Raw genomic sequence first — 17,244 nt, forward strand, 5'->3', positions numbered from 1 at the left:
CGCGCGGGCGGGTGTCAGGCGACGGTCCGGCGGAACACCTGCCGGGAACCGCCTTCCGGACCGGGTTCGGCCGGTTCGGCGGGGAGGAAGCCGAGGCGCTCGTAGAAGACGCGTGCGCCACTGGCCGCCGCCCCGGGGTGGTCGGCCCCGAAGGTGACCACCTCGATCCGGCCGGGACCCCGTACCCACCGGCGCGTCGCATCCGCCATCAGCGCACGGCCGACGCCCTTTCCCCGCGCCCGGTCCGAGACGACGAGCCAGTGGACGTGGTGGGCCGGCGGCTCGGCTCCGAACAGCAGCCCGCCGAGGAGACCCGGGCCCGGGCCCGGCCCCGGACCCGTGGGGCCGGGGCCGACGGCGACGAGCGCCATGGATGCGCGGAGGTGCGCGCGCACCGCGTCGTGGAAACCGGGTACCCCGACCATGGGGCCGAACCACTGCTCGACCTGGGACGCCAGGTCGAGGAACCCGGGGAGGTCCTGCTCTGCCGCTGTTCTGATCATCATGCGAGCAGGGTGGCAGGTGTGTGCCCCGGCGGTCACGGCCGGCCGAGGCTTCGGGACATGCACACGCGCGGCCACCGGTCGAGCCCGTGCCCGCCCTCCTGGGCGCGGATCCGGCGCAGACCGGGCGTGAGTTCGGCCTCGGCCAGCGTGCGGAAGCCGAGGCGGGCGTAGTACGGGGCGTTCCACGGGACGTCGGCGAAGGTGGTCAGGGTCAGGGCGCTCAGGCCCTGCGCGCGGGCCTGCTCGGCGGCGTGGGCGATCAGGGACCGGCCCACGCCCCGGCGGGCGGCGCGCGGGTGCACCGAGACCTGCTCGAGGTGGAACGCGTCGTCCACCGGTTCGGCGATCAGATAAGCGGCGGGCCGGTCCCGTTCGTCGGCGGCGACCCAGCAGCGGCCCGCCCGCCGGTAGTGGTCGAGGGTGTCGAGGGCGGGCGGCTCGTCGTCGGCGATCTCCGGCATGCCCAGGGCCCGGAAGGGTGCGCCGGCGGCCCGTTCGATGTCCTGGAGGGCGGACAGCTCGTCGGGGGCGGCGGGCCGGATGTGCGTACGCATGCGCCGAGTATCGGACGGCGGGGGCGGGAGCGCCCCCGGGTTCCCGGACTTCTCAGGAGCGGGTGGCGTCCAGCGCCTCGGCCGGGGCGTTCACCGGCTGCGGGGTGCCGGTGAGGTCGAGCAGGAACAACGGGACACCCAGGCGGTCGGCACGCTCCCGGGCGTCCGGGGCGTACCCGGCGAGGGTGAAGTACAGGCACGGGGCGGACTCCGACATGGACATGAGCCACAGGCACTCCACGTCCCGCGACGTCACCGGACGCGCCGACGGGTCGATCTGGGCGAGGACACCCCGGCCGGCCAGCCCGATGCCGGACGGGGGACGCCGGTGGGCGCGGCGGATGTCGTCGTGACCGAGCAGGCGCAGATACAGCACGGTCGCCGTGACCGCGTCCCGCGCGGTGCGGATCGGCACGGAAGGGATGTCGGGGCGGCGTGAAGCGGGTCCGGCGGCCCTCGGCGACTCCGGTGCAGGGGTGCCGTCCGGTGCAGGTGCGGAGTACGAGTCGGGTGTGCCGTACGAGTCAGGTGTGGCGCCCGAGGCGGGCGAGGGGGATCCGTTCGGGGCGGGAGGGGTGTCCGGGCCGGTCACCGGGATTCGCAGCACCGTCCCGCACGGGCAGCCGGACTCCGGTCGCGGCCACTCGCCGGGCCGCCCGCAGCGTCCGCAGCGCACGGTGACCCACTCCTCCTGCCAGGCGCGGTGGACGACCGGTGTCGGCGCCGCGTCCGGATCCAGTGGCGGCACGACCGGCGCGCCGCACGCGCACGGGTACGACGGCGCCGTGTAGCGGTGCTCGCTCCGGCAGGCCGGACAGCGTACGGACACGCTCTCGGGCATGGCCCACCCCTTCCGTTCCCGGACGACGTCCCCAGCTCAGGTCGGCGCCCCCATCGTCCTCCCACGACCCCCGGCCTGTCCGGCAGTTGCCGTTCCCGGATCCACGCATCCGGCACGGGGGCCGCACGCGCACCGCTCCCTTGACGGCCTTTGCGGGACCCACTTACATTCATTCCAGATAGCAGAAAGAGTTTTCCGCAATGTGGAAATCAGAGCGAGAGTTGATGCGGCCGGGAGGGGGTTCACCGCAGGGCGCGACGGGAGTGCGTATCCGAACAGTCGAATCAGGAGTGCTCCATGGCTCGAATGACCGCTGCCCGCGCGGCAGTCGAGATCCTCAAGCGTGAGGGCGTCACCGACGCGTTCGGTGTCCCCGGCGCGGCGATCAACCCGTTCTACGCGGCACTCAAGGACTCCGGCGGCATCACCCACACCCTCGCCCGCCATGTCGAGGGCGCCTCGCACATGGCCGAGGGCTACACCCGCACCCGGCCGGGCAACATCGGCGTCTGCGTCGGCACCTCGGGCCCGGCCGGGACCGACATGATCACCGGCCTGTACTCCGCGACCGGCGACTCCGTCCCGATCCTGTGCATCACCGGCCAGGCCCCGACCGCGGTGATCCACAAGGAGGACTTCCAGGCCGTCGACATCGCCGCCATCGCGCGGCCGGTCACCAAGATGGCGGTGACCGTCCTCGAGGCCGCACAGGTTCCCGGCGTCTTCCAGCAGGCCTTCCACCTCATGCGCTCCGGCCGGCCGGGCCCCGTCCTGATCGACCTGCCGATCGACGTGCAGCAGACGGAGATCGCGTTCGACCCCGGCACGTACGAGCCGCTGCCGGTCCACAAACCCGCCGCGAGCCGCGCCCAGATCGAGAAGGCGCTCGGCATGCTGAACGCCGCCGAGCGCCCGCTGATCGTGGCGGGCGGCGGGGTCATCAACGCCGACGCTTCCGAACTTCTTGTGCAGTTCGCGGAGTTGACCGGCACACCGGTCGTGCCGACCCTGATGGGCTGGGGTGTTCTCCCCGACGACCACGAGCTGAACGCGGGAATGGTCGGCCTCCAGACCTCGCACCGCCACGGCAACGCGACCTTCCTGGAAGCCGACTTCGTCCTCGGCATCGGCAACCGCTGGGCCAACCGCCACACCGGCCGGCTCGACGTCTACACGGCCGGCCGGACCTTCGTCCACGTCGACATCGAACCCACCCAGATCGGGCGGATCTTCGCCCCCGACTACGGCATCGCCTCCGACGCGCGCGCCGCGCTGGAGCTGTTCGTCCGGGTCGCGAAGGAACACGGGGCCGAGGGCGGGCTGCCCGACCGTTCCGCCTGGGCGGCGGCGGCCCAGGAGAAGCGGGCCACCCTCCAGCGGCGTACGCACTTCGACGACATCCCGATCAAACCGCAGCGCGTCTACGAGGAGATGAACCGGGCCTTCGGCCCCGAGACCCGGTACGTCTCGGCCATCGGCCTCTCCCAGATCGCCGGCGCCCAGATGCTCCACGTCCACCGCCCGCGGCACTGGATCAACTGCGGCCAGGCCGGCCCCCTCGGCTGGACCGTCCCGGCGGCACTCGGCGTGGCCAGGGCCGACCCCGGAGCCCGGGTCGTCGCCCTGTCCGGCGACTACGACTTCCAGTTCATGCTCGAAGAGCTGGCCGTCGGAGCGCAGCACAAGATCCCGTACATCCACGTGCTGGTGAACAACTCCTACCTCGGCCTCATCCGGCAGGCGCAGCGGGCGTTCGACATCGACTTCCAGGTCAGCCTGGAGTTCGAGAACATCAACGCGCCCGAACTGGGCGTCTACGGCGTCGACCACGTCCGGGTCGCCGAAGGCCTCGGCTGCAAGGCGATCCGGGTGACCGACCCCGGTGAGCTGGGCGCGGCCCTGGAACGGGCGAAGGAACTCGCCGCGGAACACAGGGTGCCGGTCGTCGTCGAGGTCATCCTCGAGCGGGTCACCGACATCGCCATGTCGACCACCAACGACATAAGTAACGTCGTCGAGTTCGAGGAGACCGCCACGGAACCGTGGCACGCTCCGACGTCCATCAGGACACTGAAGGCTTGAAGGCCTGATGGCCTGATGGTCTATGGGCGGGCCGGTGAGTTCGGTGCGTCGGTGCGCGGGTCGGTGGTGCGGTGGCCGTGCACCACCGAGCGGATCTTCCGTGGCGACCGGGCAGCGTGAGCCAGGACTCTCCCTCGTTCGTGAGGAAGGGCATTCACATCCCGCCGCCGCAACCGCCCCCGCCTCCGCAGTAGTGGAAGCCGCCGGAGCCGCCGTAGGTCCCGGAGCTGCGGGAAGGCCGGAGCATGCTCTTGTTCTCGATCCTGACCCGGGCGGTGAGCCCCGCCCGGAGGGCGAAGCGCGGCACGAACACCCGCAGGCCCTGCTCACCGTGGAGCGCGACGGCGAGCAGGGCGTCGTCCGGGGTGAGGCCGCGCCGGACGGCGGGGAGCGGGTGCTGTGCCCGCAGGGCCCGTACCTGGCGGCGGGCGGCGCGGGTCGGCCTGAGCAGGGGATAGGTCAGCAGTCCGGCCTCCGCGAGGCCGACGCGCACCTCGGCCACCGCCCAGCGCACCTCCGGGTGCCGGACCAACTCGCCCAGGCCGGTGGGTTCGTCGAGGGCGCCGTGCACCGCGCTCTCCAGGATCAGGGCCCGGTACGTGGTGTCGACGGCCCCTGCGGGGCGCGCGCCGTCCGTGGCCGGCGGGTCCAGCGGGACTCCGACGGGAGGGAGCGGCGGTAGGGGCGGCAAGGGATGCTCCGCGTCACCGGCCTCTGTCGGCCGGGAGGCCCGCACGGTACCCGGCGGACCCGCTTCGAGGACGCCCCGCAGATGGAGGGCGACGACGGCGACGGTGACCGCGGCCCGCGGGCCGCCGCGGAGCAGCGCGATCTCGTGCGGCGTCCGCCGAGCGTCGGCGCCGTGGACGCAGTCGCCCATGGTTCCCCCTGGAGCGGGGCCCGCCGCCCCCGTGCCGGCGGGCCCCGCGTGAGGGGTTTCTGCCCGGCGGCGGGGGTGTCCGAAGCCTCCGGGGCGCGGTTCAGAGGTTGATTTGAGGGTGCCGTAGCGGGTCTACGGCCGCTGCCGTAGACCGGTGGCGGTCAGGCCTCGTGATGCTCCTCCGACAGGCCCGGCCAGTCCTCGGGGCCGCCTCCCTGCCACTCGATGAGGTCCGCCCCCTCCACGTCGGTGACGTAGAGATCGGCGAGCCGCAGGATCTCGCCCACGTCGTCGATGTGCGAGGCGACGCCCAGCGTCTCGTCGCCGGAGGTGACCCGGCGCGAGCCGTCCAATGCCGGGGAGTGCACCACGATGTGCGGATGCTCCGTGCGATCTGCCATGCCTCCAGGCTGCTGCCCGTCGGGCGGATCCGCACCCGGAGGTCCCGGCGTCCTCAGACCCGGGTGCCGGACAGGCGCTCCACCGCGCGCAGCAGCGCGGAGTGGTCCAGTCCGCCGTCGCCCTGCGCGCGCAGGCTCGCGACGAGTTGCGCGACCACGGCGCCGACGGGCAGGGCCGCCCCGACGGTGCGGGCGGCGTCGGTGACGATGCCCATGTCCTTGTGGTGCAGGTCGATCCGGAAACCGGGCTCGAAGTCCCGGCCGAGGAAGTTGTCCTTCTTGCGGGTCAGTACGGTCGAGCCCGCGAGGCCGCCGTTCAGGACGTCCAGTGCGGCCGCCAGGTCCACGCCGGACTTCTCGAGGAAGACCACGGCCTCGGCGCACGCCTGGATGTTGACGGCGACGATCAGCTGGTTGGCGGCCTTCACGGTCTGCCCGCAACCGTGCGGGCCGCACCGGACGATGGTCCTGCCGAGCACCTCGAACAGCGGTTTCGCGGCGTCGAAGTCGGCTTGTTCACCGCCGACCATGATGGACAGCACCGCCTCGACGGCCCCCGCCTCACCACCGGACACCGGGGCGTCGAGCATACGGATGCCCTTGTCCTTCGCGGCGGCGGCCAGGTCGACGGACGTCTGCGGGGTGATCGAGGACATGTCGATCAGCAGGGCGCCGGGCCGCGCGTTCTCGAGGATGCCGTCGGGCCCGTACGCGACGGCCTCGACCTGCGGGGAGGCGGGCACCATCGTGATGATCACGTCCGCGTCCCGGACCGCCCCGGCGAGGGAGGAGGCCGGGGTGCCGCCCGCGGCGGCCAGCCGGTCCAGCTTCTCCTGCTCCAGGGTGTGGCCGGTGACGTCGTAGCCCGCCCCGATCAGGTTCTCGGACATGGGGGAGCCCATGATGCCGAGACCGATCCAGGCGACCCTGGGAAGGGCGTCGGGGATGTCAGGGATGTCGGGGGTGTCGAGGGTGCCGCGGGTGTGGCTCATGGTGGGAGTGCCTCTCCGTACACGTCACACGTCTGCACAGCGGATGGTCAGCGGGCGGCGCGGGCCTCGCGGGGCAGCCAGTCGAAGGCTTCCGCGCTCGGCCGGTCGCCGGGCTTGTACTCCAGACCGACCCAGCCCGTATAGCCCGCTGTGCGCAGGCGGCCCAGGAGGTCCTCCAACGGGAGCGCTCCCGTGCCGGGGGCGCCGCGGCCGGGGCTGTCGGCGATCTGCACATGGCCGGTCATCGAGGCGTACCGCTCGATCACCGCCGGCAGGTCCTCACCGTTCACGGCCAGGTGGTACAGGTCCATCAGGAACCGGGCGTTGCCGAGCCCCGTGGCCGCGTTCACCCGGTCGACGACTTCCACCGCCGCCGGGGCCGACACCAGTGGGTACCGCGGCGACTCGGGCCGGTTCAGTGCCTCGATCAGCAGCATCGCGCCGATCCGGTCGGCGGCGCCGGCGGCGAGGACGAGGTTCTCCAGGGCGAGCGCGTCCTGCTCGGCCGGGTCCACGCCTTCGACGCGGTTGCCGTACAGCGCGTTGAGGGCCGTACAGCCGAGGGCCCCGGCGAAGTCCGCGGCCACGTCGACATGGGCGCGGAACCGCTCCGACTCCTCGCCCGGGAGCGACAGGGCGCCGCGGTCGGGGCCGGGGAGCCGTCCGGCGTAGAAATTCAGGCCGGTGAGCCGGACGCCGGCGTTCTCGATCGCCTTTCTCAGCCCGTCGAGCTCGGACCGCGCAGGCGTCGGCGAGTCGGCCCAGGGCCACCACAGCTCGACCGCGGTGAAGCCGGCCGCGGCGGCTGCCGCGGGGCGCTCCAGGAGCGGGAGTTCGGTGAAGAGGATCGACAGGTTGACGTCGAAGCGCCGGTCTGCGGCGGCACTCCACTCAGTACCTGGTGGCATCGGGGCCGCACTCCCTTCCGGTCACGTCAATCGCTCCTTGGATTCCGAATTATGGAAACTTTCTTCTGTCTGATGGAAGATTGCCCGTGGAGCTCGGAGGCTGTCAAGGGGAGCGGGCGGCAAGAGTGCGGGAAGGTCGAAGACCTGCCGGGCCCGGCCTGCGCGCCCCTGCCCGTCACCCCCGCCCGGCTCCAGGGGCTTGGGCCGGGGTGGTCCCGGCCGGTGCGGGGGAGTGATCGGAGCGGCCGGGTCGAGCGTGCGCGAGGGTGAGTGAAGTCCTGTGGCGCGGCTCTGGCCTGCGAGAACGCTCCCCGGCCCGTGCCGGCCCGCAGAAACGCCCCTCACCTGTTCTCGCCGCTTCGCAGCGCTCTCCCGGCGCGTGTGCCCTGGATGCGCCCTGTGGGGAGGTGAGCGAGGGGCACCTTGCAGCCGATGCGGCATCGACCCGACCCGACCCGGCCCGACCCGACTCGGCACAGGTCACAGTCGGCGTCCTGTGCGGTTCAACTGATCCAGGCCAGGGGCTTGATCGCAGGTCAGGGCCCTGCCGTCCGAGGAGGTCGACACAGTGGGCGAGACCTGTGCGAGCGCGTGGGACGAGGAATCCCCCGCTGGTCTGCTCCGGCGGGGGTTCTGCGTGCGGCGGCGCGGCAGGCCGAGCTCGCGCCGTGGCCGGTTGAATTCCGGATCGAGCCCCCTCGTGGCGTACGGCGTCACGTCGTCCGAGTGGGGGGGGTGGTGCGAGCAAGGCGGCCGGCCCTTCATGTCTTCGGCTGGTTTGCCGAGAAATGTGAGGGGTATCCCGGAATGGCCGTAGGTCGGTGCCGGTGATGTCGGGGGCAGCCTGCGGCGACAGTCCTTCAGGCACGCGGGAGAGCGCTTGTGAACGCCGTTGTCGTCGGCTCCGCTCCGTGGCCCGTACTGGTCCTGGCACGCGCCGCGACCGAGGGGGACCTGTCGGCGGCGCGCGCGCAGATGGGCTTCTCCCTGGCCTGGCACATCGTGGTGGCCTGCCTCGGCGTGGGCCTGCCCGCGCTCACCCTCCTCGCCGAGTGGCTGGGCATCCGCAGGAACGACGCGGCGCTGAAACTGCTGGCCCGGCGCTGGGCGCGGGCCATGGGCGTGCTGTTCGCGGTGGGCGCGGTGTCCGGCACGATCCTCAGCTTCGAGATGGGGCTGCTGTGGCCCGGCTTCATGGGACGCTTCGGTCAGGTCATCGGGCTGCCCTTCGCGCTGGAGGGCATCGCGTTCTTCATCGAGGCCATCTTCCTCGGCATCTATCTGTACGCCTGGGACCGGTTGCCGCCGCGCAGGCACCTGCTGACGGGTATCCCCATCGTGATCGCGGGCACCGCCTCCGCGTTCTTCGTCGTCTGCGCGAACGCCTGGATGAACCAGCCCCGCGGATTCACCCTGCGCGACGGTGAGGTCGTACACGTGGATCCCTGGGCGGCGATGCTGAACCCGGCGAGCCCGCCGCAGACCGTGCACATGATCCTCGCGGCGTTCATGGTGGCCTCGTTCCTGACCGCCGCCGTGTACGCCGTCGCCCTGCTGCGAGGCCGGCGCGACGCCTACCACAAGGCGGGCTTCGCCATCCCGTTCACCGTCGGGGCAGTGGTCGCGCCCTTCCAGATCGTCGTGGGCGACTGGGTCGCCCGATTCCTGGCCGACTACCAGCCGGTGAAGCTGGCGGCCATCGAGGGCGTGTACCGCACCGGCTCCCACATCCCGCTCACCCTCGGCGGTGTCGCCGGGCAGGACGGACTGAAGTACGGGCTGGAGATCCCCGACGGGCTCTCCCTGCTGATCGGATACCGGGCGGACACGGTGGTGAAAGGACTGGACCAGGTGCCCCGCAGTCAGTGGCCCCCCGTCACCGGTGTGCACTGGGCTTTCGACCTCATGGTCGCCGTCGGCTTCTTCCTGCTGGCCCTCGGCCTGTGGCTGTTCCTGGCGTGGTGGCGCACCCGGCGCTTCGGCGGCGAACTCCTCGACCGGCGCGGGAGCCGCCTGCTGCTGGCGCTCGTCGCACTCGCCGGTCCGGCTTCCGTGGTCGCGCTGGAGAGCGGCTGGAGCGTCACCGAGCTGGGCCGGCAGCCGTGGATCGTCTGGGGGGTGATGAGCGTACGGGACGCCGTCAACCCGGCGCCCGGCCTGATGGTGGGGCTGTGGCTGGTGCTGGTGGTGTACGCCGCCATGACCGTCGCCACGGTCTACGTGCTCCGCCGTCTGGCACGTGGTACGGCCATTCCGGCCGCGCCCCAGGAGGCGGATGTGCGGGAGTATCCCGTGGTCTGACCGGGACACCGTCCTCGGCTCGCCGGACCGGTCCGGCCCCCGGGGTTCGCCTCTCGACTCCTCCGCTGCCGTCCTCACGAACGACGTCTGTCATGGAGGTCCCGTGCTCGCCGACACCGCCCTCGCCGTCATGTGGATCGGGCTGACCTGTTACGCCTTGTTCGGAGGCGCCGACTTCGGCGCCGGTGTGTGGGACCTGCTCGCCGGCGGCGCGCGCCGGGGCGCCTCGCAACGGCGGCTGATCGAGCACAGCATCGGGCCGATCTGGGAGGCCAACCACGTCTGGCTCATCTTCGTCGTCGTGCTGCTCTGGGCCGGGTTCTCACCCGTCTTCGCCGCCGTGATGTCCACCCTCTACCTGCCGCTGACTTTCGCCGCGCTCGGCATCATCGCCCGCGGCGCCGCCTTCGCCTTCCGCAAGGCCAGCACCGAACTGTGGCAGCGTCGGCTCTTCGGCGCGTGCTTCGCCGTGTCCTCGCTGGTCACCCCGTTCTTCCTCGGCGCCGTCGCCGGTGGAGTCGCCTCCGGCCGGGTACCGGCCGGGCTCGCCCAGGGCGATGTGATCACCAGTTGGCTCAACCCCACCTCCGCGCTCGGCGGCGTCCTGGCGGTCCTGGCCTGCGCCCATCTCGCCGCCGTCTATCTGTGCGCGGACGCCGACCGCGAGGGCGACCCCGAGCTGGCGCGGGCCTTCGCCCGACGGGCCGTGGCGAGCGGACTGGCGAGCGGAGCCGTCGCCCTGGCCGGCATCGCCGTGCTGCACGCGGACGCCCCCCAGCTCTTCCACGGGCTCACCCACCGGGCGCTGCCGCTGGTCCTGCTCAGCGCGGTCAGCGGTGTCGTGGGCCTCGGCCTGCTCGCCCGGCGGCGCCATGTCGTGGCGCGCGGAGCGGCTGCGCCGGCCGTTGCCGCGATCCTCTGGGCGTGGGGCGCGGCCCAGTACCCCGCCATGCTGATCGGCAGCCTTACCGTGGACCGAGCCGCCTCCCAGCCCGCCGTGCTCTCCGCCTGCCTCATCGCCCTCGCCTGTGGCGCCGTCCTGCTGATCCCGTCCCTGTGGCTCCTCTACGGCACCTTCCAGCGGGCACACACCGCCGAAGCACCGAGCACACACGGCCGTACAGCACCCTGACGACCTCACGAGGCGGCCCACCTCACCCCTGACGGCAGAGGCTCAGTACATGCGGCGAGCGCGGTCCGACGGGAGCTCCGCTCCCAGGGCCGGCCTCCGGTGAGGGTCGGACATCACCGGGCGGCGTGGCATCGTGGCCGTATGACGACGGGAACGGACGTGGCCGTGTTCGTCGGACTTCAGGCGTCCGGGAAGTCCACCTTCTTCGACCGGCGCCTGTCCGGCCGGTACGCGTTGGTCAGCAAGGACCTGTTCCCGCGGGGCGCCCGCAACAAGCAGCGGCGGCAGATGCGGCTGGTGGACGAGCACCTGGCCGCCGGGCGGCCGGTGGCCGTGGACAACACCAACCCGTCACCGCGGGAGTGGACCCCGCTGGTGGAACTGGCCCACGCCCACGGTGCCACTGCGACGGCGTACTGGTTCCCACCGGACGTGACCGGCTCGCTGCGGCGCAACGCCGCCCGCGAGGGCCGTGCCCGCGTCCCGGACGCCGGCGTCCTGGCCACGCTGGGACAGCTCCGCAAGCCCTCGACGGAAGCCGGGTTCGACGCGGTGCACGAGGTGCGGTTCGACGGCCGCGGTGGCTTCGAGGTACGTGCCGAGCCGCTGCACGCCCCCCGGATCACCGGATGACCCGGCTGATCACGGAGTGGCAGGGCAGGCGGCCTGCGGGCCGGGGCATCTGCGGATACCGGTCCGACGAGTTCGCCCGCGGTCCGTCGCCTCCGGAGGAAAGGCCACCCGACGGGAAGGCGACCCGGGCGGCCCGTGGATCCTCTCAATGCGCGCCTGTCTTCGTGCCGGCCACATAGACGGTGTTGGCCGACGTACCGCCCTGCAGGGGGTTGGTGAACTCGACGACATGTGCCGCCGACTCCGCGAAGACCTCGGTGAGGGCGGAGAGGAACCGTTCGTCGGGGGGATCGTTCGACCACAGGGCGAATACGCCGCCGGGGCGGAGATGCCCGGCGAGAGAACGGAGCCCGGACGGCCGGTAGAGCGCAGCGTGGCGCGGGTGGAGCACATCGCGCGGCGAGTGGTCGACGTCCAACAGGATGGCGTGGAACCGGAGGTCCGGTTCCTTCGGGTCCAGTCCGCCGGTGCCGCCGGCCCTCGCGAAGAAATCGCCGTGGACCAGGCGGCACCGGGAATCCGAGGCGAGCCCGGCCCCGAGGGGGACCAGGCCCCGCCGGTGCCAGTCGATGACTTCCTCGAGCGCGTCGATCACCGTGAGCCTGCGGACCCGGGGGTCGTCCAGTGCTGCCCGGGCCGTGTATCCGAGCCCCAGTCCGCCGACGGCGACGTCCAGTCCGGTGTTCGGCAGCCCGGCCAGCCCCAGCTCCGCCAGCGCGATCTCGCCGGCGGTGAAGAGGCTGGACATCAAGAACTCGTCGCCGAGCTTGACCTCGTACACCTCCTCGCCCGAGACCGGATGACGGCGCCGTCGCAGACTGATCTCACCGATCGGCGTCTCCTGCCAGTCGAGCTCCTCGAAGCGCAGGCTCATCCGCCCGCCTTTCTCATGTCCGCTGGGCACAGGGGCGCCGCTGAGGTGGCGCCCGGCAGCCCGCGCCCGGGGTGGTACGGGGCGCGGCCCGGTCAGGCGTCGATGATGACGGGGATGATGAGGGGTTTGCGGCGGTAGGTGCGGAACGCCCAACCGGCCACGGCGCGGGCGATGAGCTGTTCGAGCTGGTGTGCGTCGCCGATGCCTTCCTCGGCGGCGGTGGCCAGCGTCTTCTCGATGACGGGGACGACGGGTTCGAACGTGGTCTCGTCGTGGACGAAGCCGCGGGCCAGGAAGTCGGGTGCCTCGGCCAGCGCGCCGGTGTCGGCGTCCACGATCGCCACGACCGTGACCACGCCTTCCTCGGCCAGGGTGAGGCGGTCCTTGAGGGATGCCTCGGTCGCGCCGCCGACCTCCATGCCGTCCACGTAGACGTTGCCCGCGGGCACCTTGCCGGTGATGGACGCGCGCCCGTCGACGAGGTCCACGACGACCCCGTCCTCGGCGACGACGACCCGCTCGGGGGCGACTCCGGTGCGGATGGCGAGGTCGGCGTTGGCCCGCAGATGGCGCCACTCGCCGTGGACGGGCATGACGTTGCGGGGCTTGACGATGTTGTAGCAGTAGACGAGTTCGCCGGCGCTGGCGTGCCCGGAGACGTGCACCTTGGCATTGCCCTTGTGGACGACGTGGGCGCCCCACCGGGTCAGTCCGTTGATCACCCGGTAGATGGCGTTCTCGTTGCCGGGGATCAGGGAACTGGCGAGCAGGACCGTGTCGCCCTCGCCGATGCGGATCTGATGGTCGCGGTTGGCCATCCGCGACAGCGCGGCCATCGGTTCGCCCTGCGATCCGGTGCACACCAGGGTGATCCGGTGGTCGGGAAGCTTCTCCAGTTCCCTCGTGCTCACGACCAGACCGGAGGGGACCTTCAGATAGCCCAGCTCGCGGGCGATGCCCATGTTGCGGACCATCGAGCGGCCCACGAACGCCACCTTGCGGCCGTGCTGGTGGGCGGCGTCCAGGACCTGCTGGATGCGGTGCACATGGCTGGCGAAGCTGGAGACGATGACCCGCCGGGGCGCGGTGCGCATCACCTGCTCGATCGCCGGATTCAGTTCCCGCTCGGAGGTGGTGAAGCCGGGCACTTCGGCGTTGGTCGAGTCGGTGAGGAACAGATCCACACCCTCCTCGCCCAGGCGGGCGAAGGCGCGCAGGTCGGTGATGCGGTCGTCGAGGGGGAACTGGTCCATCTTGAAGTCACCGGTGTGCAGCACCAGCCCGGCGCCGGTACGGATCGCCACGGCGAGGCTGTCCGGGATGGAGTGGTTGACCGCGACGAACTCGCAGTCGAAGGGGCCGAAGCCCCGCCGGTCGCCTTCCTTCACCCGTACCGTCCGCGGCCGGATGCCGTGCTCCTTGAGCTTGGCCTCCAGGAACGCCAGCGTCAGCTTCGACCCGACGACGGGAATGTCGGACCGCTCACGCAGCAGATAGGGCACGCCCCCGATGTGGTCCTCGTGTCCGTGGGTCAGGACGATGGCCGCGATGTCGCCCAGACGGTCCCTGATCGACGTGAAGTCGGGCAGGATCACGTCCACCCCGGGCTGCGTCTCCTCGGGGAACAGCACCCCGCAGTCCACGACGAGCAGCTTGCCGGCGTGCTCGAAGACGGTCATGTTGCGGCCGATTTCGCCCAGGCCGCCCAAGGCGGTGACCCTCAGCCCTCCTTCGGGCAGGGGCGGGGCGACTTTGAGTTCGGGGTGCGGATGGCTCATACCCTGACGTTAGCCGAGGCGTCCCCGGCGGGCCGTTCCGCGTCCGTGTTCTTCGGCGCCGCAGTCTCCGACCTCGGCGTACGGCTGCTGCTGGACGCCGTCGTCGCCCTCGCCCCACCGCCCGGTCCACGCAGGCCCGCCCGGCACGCGTCGTCCTCGCCGCCCTGCCGATCGCCGCCGCACCCGCCGTCCTGTCGGCCAGGTTCCCGCACCCGGCCATGGACATCACACCGGGCCGGCCGGAGCCGCCGCCATGACGGTTCGACGTACGGGGAGCCGGCACCCCTGCGCGCGGCCTGTCCGCTTGGCGGCCCAGGGGGCGCGGTGACGCCGGTGGTGGGACCCGGCTCCTGCCGGGATTCCGGCCTGGTTTCTGTCTGCGGGCCAGGCGATGAGGTGTCTGCGGGCAGATGCCCGGAGCCGACGGACCGGTGCGCGCTCTACGGGGCAGCCGGATGCAGGACGACCGGCTAGGGGGCCATGGCGTTGCGCGGGCGGCTCGGGCAGGTGCAGGGCGAAGGGATACCCCGGTCGGTTAGGGTCCCCTCGTGGCGGACGAAGCGGCTCCGTCCCAGGGAAATGGATTGGTCCGGGGCGCATCGCGGTGGTGAAGCAGTCGACTGATGCGTCCCTGTCGTGCCCTGATGTGCCCTCGCGGTGGGTGATCCGGGTGAAAGTGCAGGTCAAGGGCGCGTTCGGGGAGTGCAATGCGATTGAGAGTGGAGTTCACGACCGAGCCCTTCGATCTGGACGAGGCGCCCGCGCACGCGGTGGTGGCCCGGGAGGTCGTGGAAGGGGCCGCGCTGGACTCGGTGGACGTCGGGCCGTTCGGGAACACCGCGGAGGGCGGCGCCGACGTGGTCCTCGCCGCCGTGGACGCCCTGCTGCGCCGCAGCCTGGAGGCCGGTGCGACCCGGGTCTCGCTCCAGGTCAACGTGATCGCGGAGGCCGAGGGATGAGCGGCAGGGCGGACGAGTCGTTCATCGCCGCCGTCAAGCCGCTCGTCGACGCCATGGGCGGGCGGCTGCTCCCGCCCGACGAGGCCGGTCCCGACGACGTCGTCCTCGCCTGGGAGGGCGCCGACGCCGTCGCCGTGCGCCTGCCCCAGCTCGCCGACTCCCTCGACCACCTCCTCGCCGCGCTGGAGCGCCGGCACGGCAGACCCCTCGCCGACCTGGACCGCAGGGCCAAACAGGAGATCGTGCGGAACCTGGAGGCGCGCGGCGCCTTCGTCGTCCGGCACGGTGTCGAGACGGTGGCGGGCGCGCTCGGCGTCAGCCGCTTCACCGTCTACAACTACCTCAACCGGGAGAAGGGCTCCTGAGGTGAGGGGCCTCTGAGGGTTTCCTGAAGGGCTTCGGCCGGCTTTCGAGGGTGGCCCGGCCGCCGCGTTTTCAACAAACTGTTGACGTGATGGTCCGGGGCGGCGTTAGCTGTTCGCACGCCCGTTCCACAGGACGGCCGGTCCCGGCCGGGGGAGGCTTCCGTGACGTCCGCTTCCACGCCGCAGGGCCTGGCCCGCTTCAACGACCTGGAGGAGAGCGCGGCCCTCGCCGCCCTCCACGAGGTGTGCGCCTCCACGGCGTGGGCCCGGCGGCTGCTCGCCGGCCGCCCGTACCCGACCGCCGGTGACCTGTACGCCGCCGCCGACGCCGCCACGAGCACGCTGACCGCGGCGGACCTCGACGAGGCGATGGCCGGGCACCCGCCGATCGGCGGACCCCGGCTCGGTGACCCGGCCTCGGCGCGGGAGCAGAGCGGCATGGCCTCCGCGTCGGACCGCCTCAAGGCGGAGATGCTCGAGCTGAACCTCGCCTACCAGGAGAAGTTCGGTCATGTGTTCCTCATCTGTGCCACCGGCCGGACCGGCGAGCAGATGCGCGACGCGGCCAGGGAACGCCTGGACAACACGCCGGAGCGGGAACGCGAGACCGTCCGCACCGAGCTGGGGAGGATCAACCGCATCCGCCTGGCCCGGCTTGTCGAAGCGGACCGACAGCCCCGACCTCTCTAGGAGCAGTGCCCGCATGAGCACCGAGACCACCGCTTCCGTCTCCACGCACATCCTGGACACCAGCGTCGGCCGCCCCGCCCGGGGTGTCGCCGTCCGGCTCTCCGCCCGCTCGGGCCGGGAGGGGCACTGGCAGGCGCTCGGCGGCTCCGCGACCGACGAGGACGGGCGGTGCAAGGACCTCCCGGCGCTGCCGGAGGGCACCACCCACGTACGGCTCGACTTCGCCGTGGAGCCGTACTTCGAGCCACATCCCACCGACAGGCGAGCCGAGGCACGGCAGGACGCCCCCGCGCACCGGGACAGCGGCACCGGAGTGTTCTTCCCGGAGGTGGCGATCACGTTCGCCGTCGTAGCGGGCGAGCACTACCACGTACCGCTGCTGCTCAACCCGTTCGGCTACTCCGTATACCGAGGGAGCTAGCAGACATGCCCACGATTCTCGGCCCGAACCAGTACGGCAAAGCGGAGAACCGCGTCGTCAGGATCACGAGGAACGGCGCCACCCACCACATCAAGGACCTGAACGTCTCCGTCGCCCTGTCCGGCGACATGGAGGACGTCCATTACTCCGGCTCCAACGCCAACGTCCTGCCGACCGACACCACCAAGAACACCGTGTTCGCCTTCGCCAAGGAGCACGGCATCGAGTCCGCCGAGCAGTTCGGCATCCACCTCGCCCGGCACTTCGTCACCTCCCAGGAGCCCATCCACCGGGCCCGCATCCGCGTCGAGGAATACGCCTGGGACAGGATCGCCACCTCCGGCACCCACCAGCGGGAGCGCGGCGAGCACTCCTTCGTCCGCAGGGGCCGGGAGACCCGGCTCACGCAGGTCACCTACGACGGCGGGCGGTGGGAGATCGTCTCGGGCCTGAAGGACCTGGAGGTGCTGAACTCCACCGACTCCGAGTTCCACGGCTTCGTCAAGGACAGGTACACGACCCTGAAGGAGACCCGGGACCGCGTCCTCGCCACCTCGGTCGCCGCCCGCTGGCGGTTCAACTGGACCGACGACGGGCAGCCGATGCCCGACTGGGAGACGTCCTACGTGCGGACGAGACGGCACCTGCTCCAGGCCTTCGCCGAGACGTACTCCCTGTCCCTCCAGCAGACGATGTACCGGATGGGCGCGCAGATCATCGAGCACCGTGAGGAGATAGACGAGGTCCGCTTCTCCCTCCCCAACAGACACCACTTCCAGGTGGACCTGGAACCCTTCGGGCTCGACGACGACAGCGCGGACGGCACCGTGTACTTCGCGTCCGACCGCCCCTACGGCCTGATCGAAGCCACGATCCTGCGCGACGGCTGCGAGGCGCTCATACCGGCGGACCTCACCAACCTCTGAG

Annotated in this window: 18 protein-coding genes; 9 read left to right on the top strand and 9 right to left on the bottom strand. The window is 71.8% G+C overall.

Features of this window, described 5'->3' with window-relative positions:
* Positions 1–14: 14 nt before the first annotated feature.
* From OHB56_RS34410 to OHB56_RS34420, 3 genes are read right to left on the bottom strand one after another with little or no spacing between them, the layout of a single operon-like run.
* The gene (locus OHB56_RS34410; protein ID WP_326755623.1) at positions 15–506 is read right to left on the bottom strand and encodes a GNAT family N-acetyltransferase; all 492 of its coding nucleotides are present in this window, start codon (positions 504–506) and stop codon (positions 15–17) included.
* Between the two features lie 32 nt (positions 507–538).
* On the bottom strand, positions 539–1,060 hold the full coding sequence (locus OHB56_RS34415) for a GNAT family N-acetyltransferase (protein WP_326755624.1): 522 nt from the start codon (positions 1,058–1,060) through the stop codon (positions 539–541).
* Positions 1,061–1,112: 52 nt separating this feature from the next.
* Positions 1,113–1,901, bottom strand: a complete 789-nt coding sequence (locus OHB56_RS34420) for a hypothetical protein (protein ID WP_326755625.1) — start codon at positions 1,899–1,901, stop codon at positions 1,113–1,115.
* 297 nt (positions 1,902–2,198) lie between these two features.
* Between OHB56_RS34420 and gcl the strand changes: the two genes are divergently transcribed.
* The gene (gene gcl / locus OHB56_RS34425) at positions 2,199–3,983 is read left to right on the top strand and encodes a glyoxylate carboligase (RefSeq protein ID WP_406357630.1); all 1,785 of its coding nucleotides are present in this window, start codon (positions 2,199–2,201) and stop codon (positions 3,981–3,983) included.
* Between the two features lie 154 nt (positions 3,984–4,137).
* Here the strand turns inward: gcl and OHB56_RS34430 are convergent, their stop codons facing one another.
* The 4 genes from OHB56_RS34430 to OHB56_RS34445 form a co-directional block, all read right to left on the bottom strand.
* Positions 4,138–4,863: a TIGR04222 domain-containing membrane protein gene (locus tag OHB56_RS34430; RefSeq protein WP_406357631.1), complete on the bottom strand. Its 726-nt coding sequence runs from the start codon at positions 4,861–4,863 to the stop codon at positions 4,138–4,140.
* A 161-nt stretch (positions 4,864–5,024) separates the two neighbouring features.
* Positions 5,025–5,264: a hypothetical protein gene (locus tag OHB56_RS34435; RefSeq protein ID WP_055597401.1), complete on the bottom strand. Its 240-nt coding sequence runs from the start codon at positions 5,262–5,264 to the stop codon at positions 5,025–5,027.
* A 53-nt stretch (positions 5,265–5,317) separates the two neighbouring features.
* Positions 5,318–6,256, bottom strand: coding sequence for a 2-hydroxy-3-oxopropionate reductase (locus OHB56_RS34440; protein ID WP_406357633.1), 939 nt, complete (start codon positions 6,254–6,256; stop codon positions 5,318–5,320).
* A 47-nt stretch (positions 6,257–6,303) separates the two neighbouring features.
* The gene (locus tag OHB56_RS34445) at positions 6,304–7,164 is read right to left on the bottom strand and encodes a TIM barrel protein (protein ID WP_406357635.1); all 861 of its coding nucleotides are present in this window, start codon (positions 7,162–7,164) and stop codon (positions 6,304–6,306) included.
* 882 nt (positions 7,165–8,046) lie between these two features.
* Here OHB56_RS34445 and OHB56_RS34450 point away from each other — a divergent pair.
* From OHB56_RS34450 to OHB56_RS34460, 3 genes are all read left to right on the top strand, one after another.
* Entirely contained in the window at positions 8,047–9,465 is a 1,419-nt protein-coding gene (locus tag OHB56_RS34450) for a cytochrome ubiquinol oxidase subunit I (RefSeq protein WP_406357637.1), read from the top strand.
* A gap of 103 nt (positions 9,466–9,568) precedes the next feature.
* Entirely contained in the window at positions 9,569–10,597 is a 1,029-nt protein-coding gene (locus OHB56_RS34455; RefSeq protein WP_406357639.1) for a cytochrome d ubiquinol oxidase subunit II, read from the top strand.
* 141 nt (positions 10,598–10,738) lie between these two features.
* The gene (locus OHB56_RS34460; protein ID WP_326755632.1) at positions 10,739–11,230 is read left to right on the top strand and encodes an AAA family ATPase; all 492 of its coding nucleotides are present in this window, start codon (positions 10,739–10,741) and stop codon (positions 11,228–11,230) included.
* A 145-nt stretch (positions 11,231–11,375) separates the two neighbouring features.
* On the opposite strand, the gene OHB56_RS34465 is transcribed toward OHB56_RS34460, so the two are convergent.
* Both OHB56_RS34465 and OHB56_RS34470 read right to left on the bottom strand, forming a co-directional pair.
* Positions 11,376–12,104 (bottom strand): spermidine synthase, encoded by a 729-nt coding sequence (locus OHB56_RS34465; RefSeq protein ID WP_406357643.1) that lies wholly within the window; start codon positions 12,102–12,104, stop codon positions 11,376–11,378.
* A gap of 92 nt (positions 12,105–12,196) precedes the next feature.
* A complete protein-coding gene (locus OHB56_RS34470; RefSeq protein ID WP_326755634.1) occupies positions 12,197–13,882 on the bottom strand; it encodes a ribonuclease J in 1,686 nt (561 codons plus the stop codon).
* A 707-nt stretch (positions 13,883–14,589) separates the two neighbouring features.
* Between OHB56_RS34470 and OHB56_RS34475 the strand changes: the two genes are divergently transcribed.
* The 5 genes from OHB56_RS34475 to pucL all read left to right on the top strand — a co-directional run bounded on the left by OHB56_RS34475 (position 14,590) and on the right by pucL (position 17,243).
* Complete coding sequence (locus OHB56_RS34475; RefSeq protein WP_326755635.1) at positions 14,590–14,841, top strand: hypothetical protein; 252 nt, start codon at positions 14,590–14,592, stop codon at positions 14,839–14,841.
* Complete coding sequence (locus OHB56_RS34480) at positions 14,838–15,206, top strand: helix-turn-helix domain-containing protein (RefSeq protein WP_406357646.1); 369 nt, start codon at positions 14,838–14,840, stop codon at positions 15,204–15,206. Before OHB56_RS34475 ends, OHB56_RS34480 begins: the two co-directional genes overlap by 4 nt.
* 162 nt (positions 15,207–15,368) lie before the next feature.
* Positions 15,369–15,896, top strand: coding sequence for a 2-oxo-4-hydroxy-4-carboxy-5-ureidoimidazoline decarboxylase (gene uraD, locus OHB56_RS34485; protein WP_326755637.1), 528 nt, complete (start codon positions 15,369–15,371; stop codon positions 15,894–15,896).
* A gap of 13 nt (positions 15,897–15,909) precedes the next feature.
* Positions 15,910–16,317, top strand: coding sequence for a hydroxyisourate hydrolase (gene uraH / locus OHB56_RS34490; protein WP_326755638.1), 408 nt, complete (start codon positions 15,910–15,912; stop codon positions 16,315–16,317).
* A 5-nt stretch (positions 16,318–16,322) separates the two neighbouring features.
* Positions 16,323–17,243: a factor-independent urate hydroxylase gene (gene pucL / locus OHB56_RS34495; RefSeq protein WP_326755639.1), complete on the top strand. Its 921-nt coding sequence runs from the start codon at positions 16,323–16,325 to the stop codon at positions 17,241–17,243.
* Position 17,244: the final 1 nt, after the last annotated feature.

Source organism: Streptomyces sp. NBC_01635, from assembly GCF_045209715.1.
Classification (GTDB): domain Bacteria; phylum Actinomycetota; class Actinomycetes; order Streptomycetales; family Streptomycetaceae; genus Streptomyces; species Streptomyces hirsutus.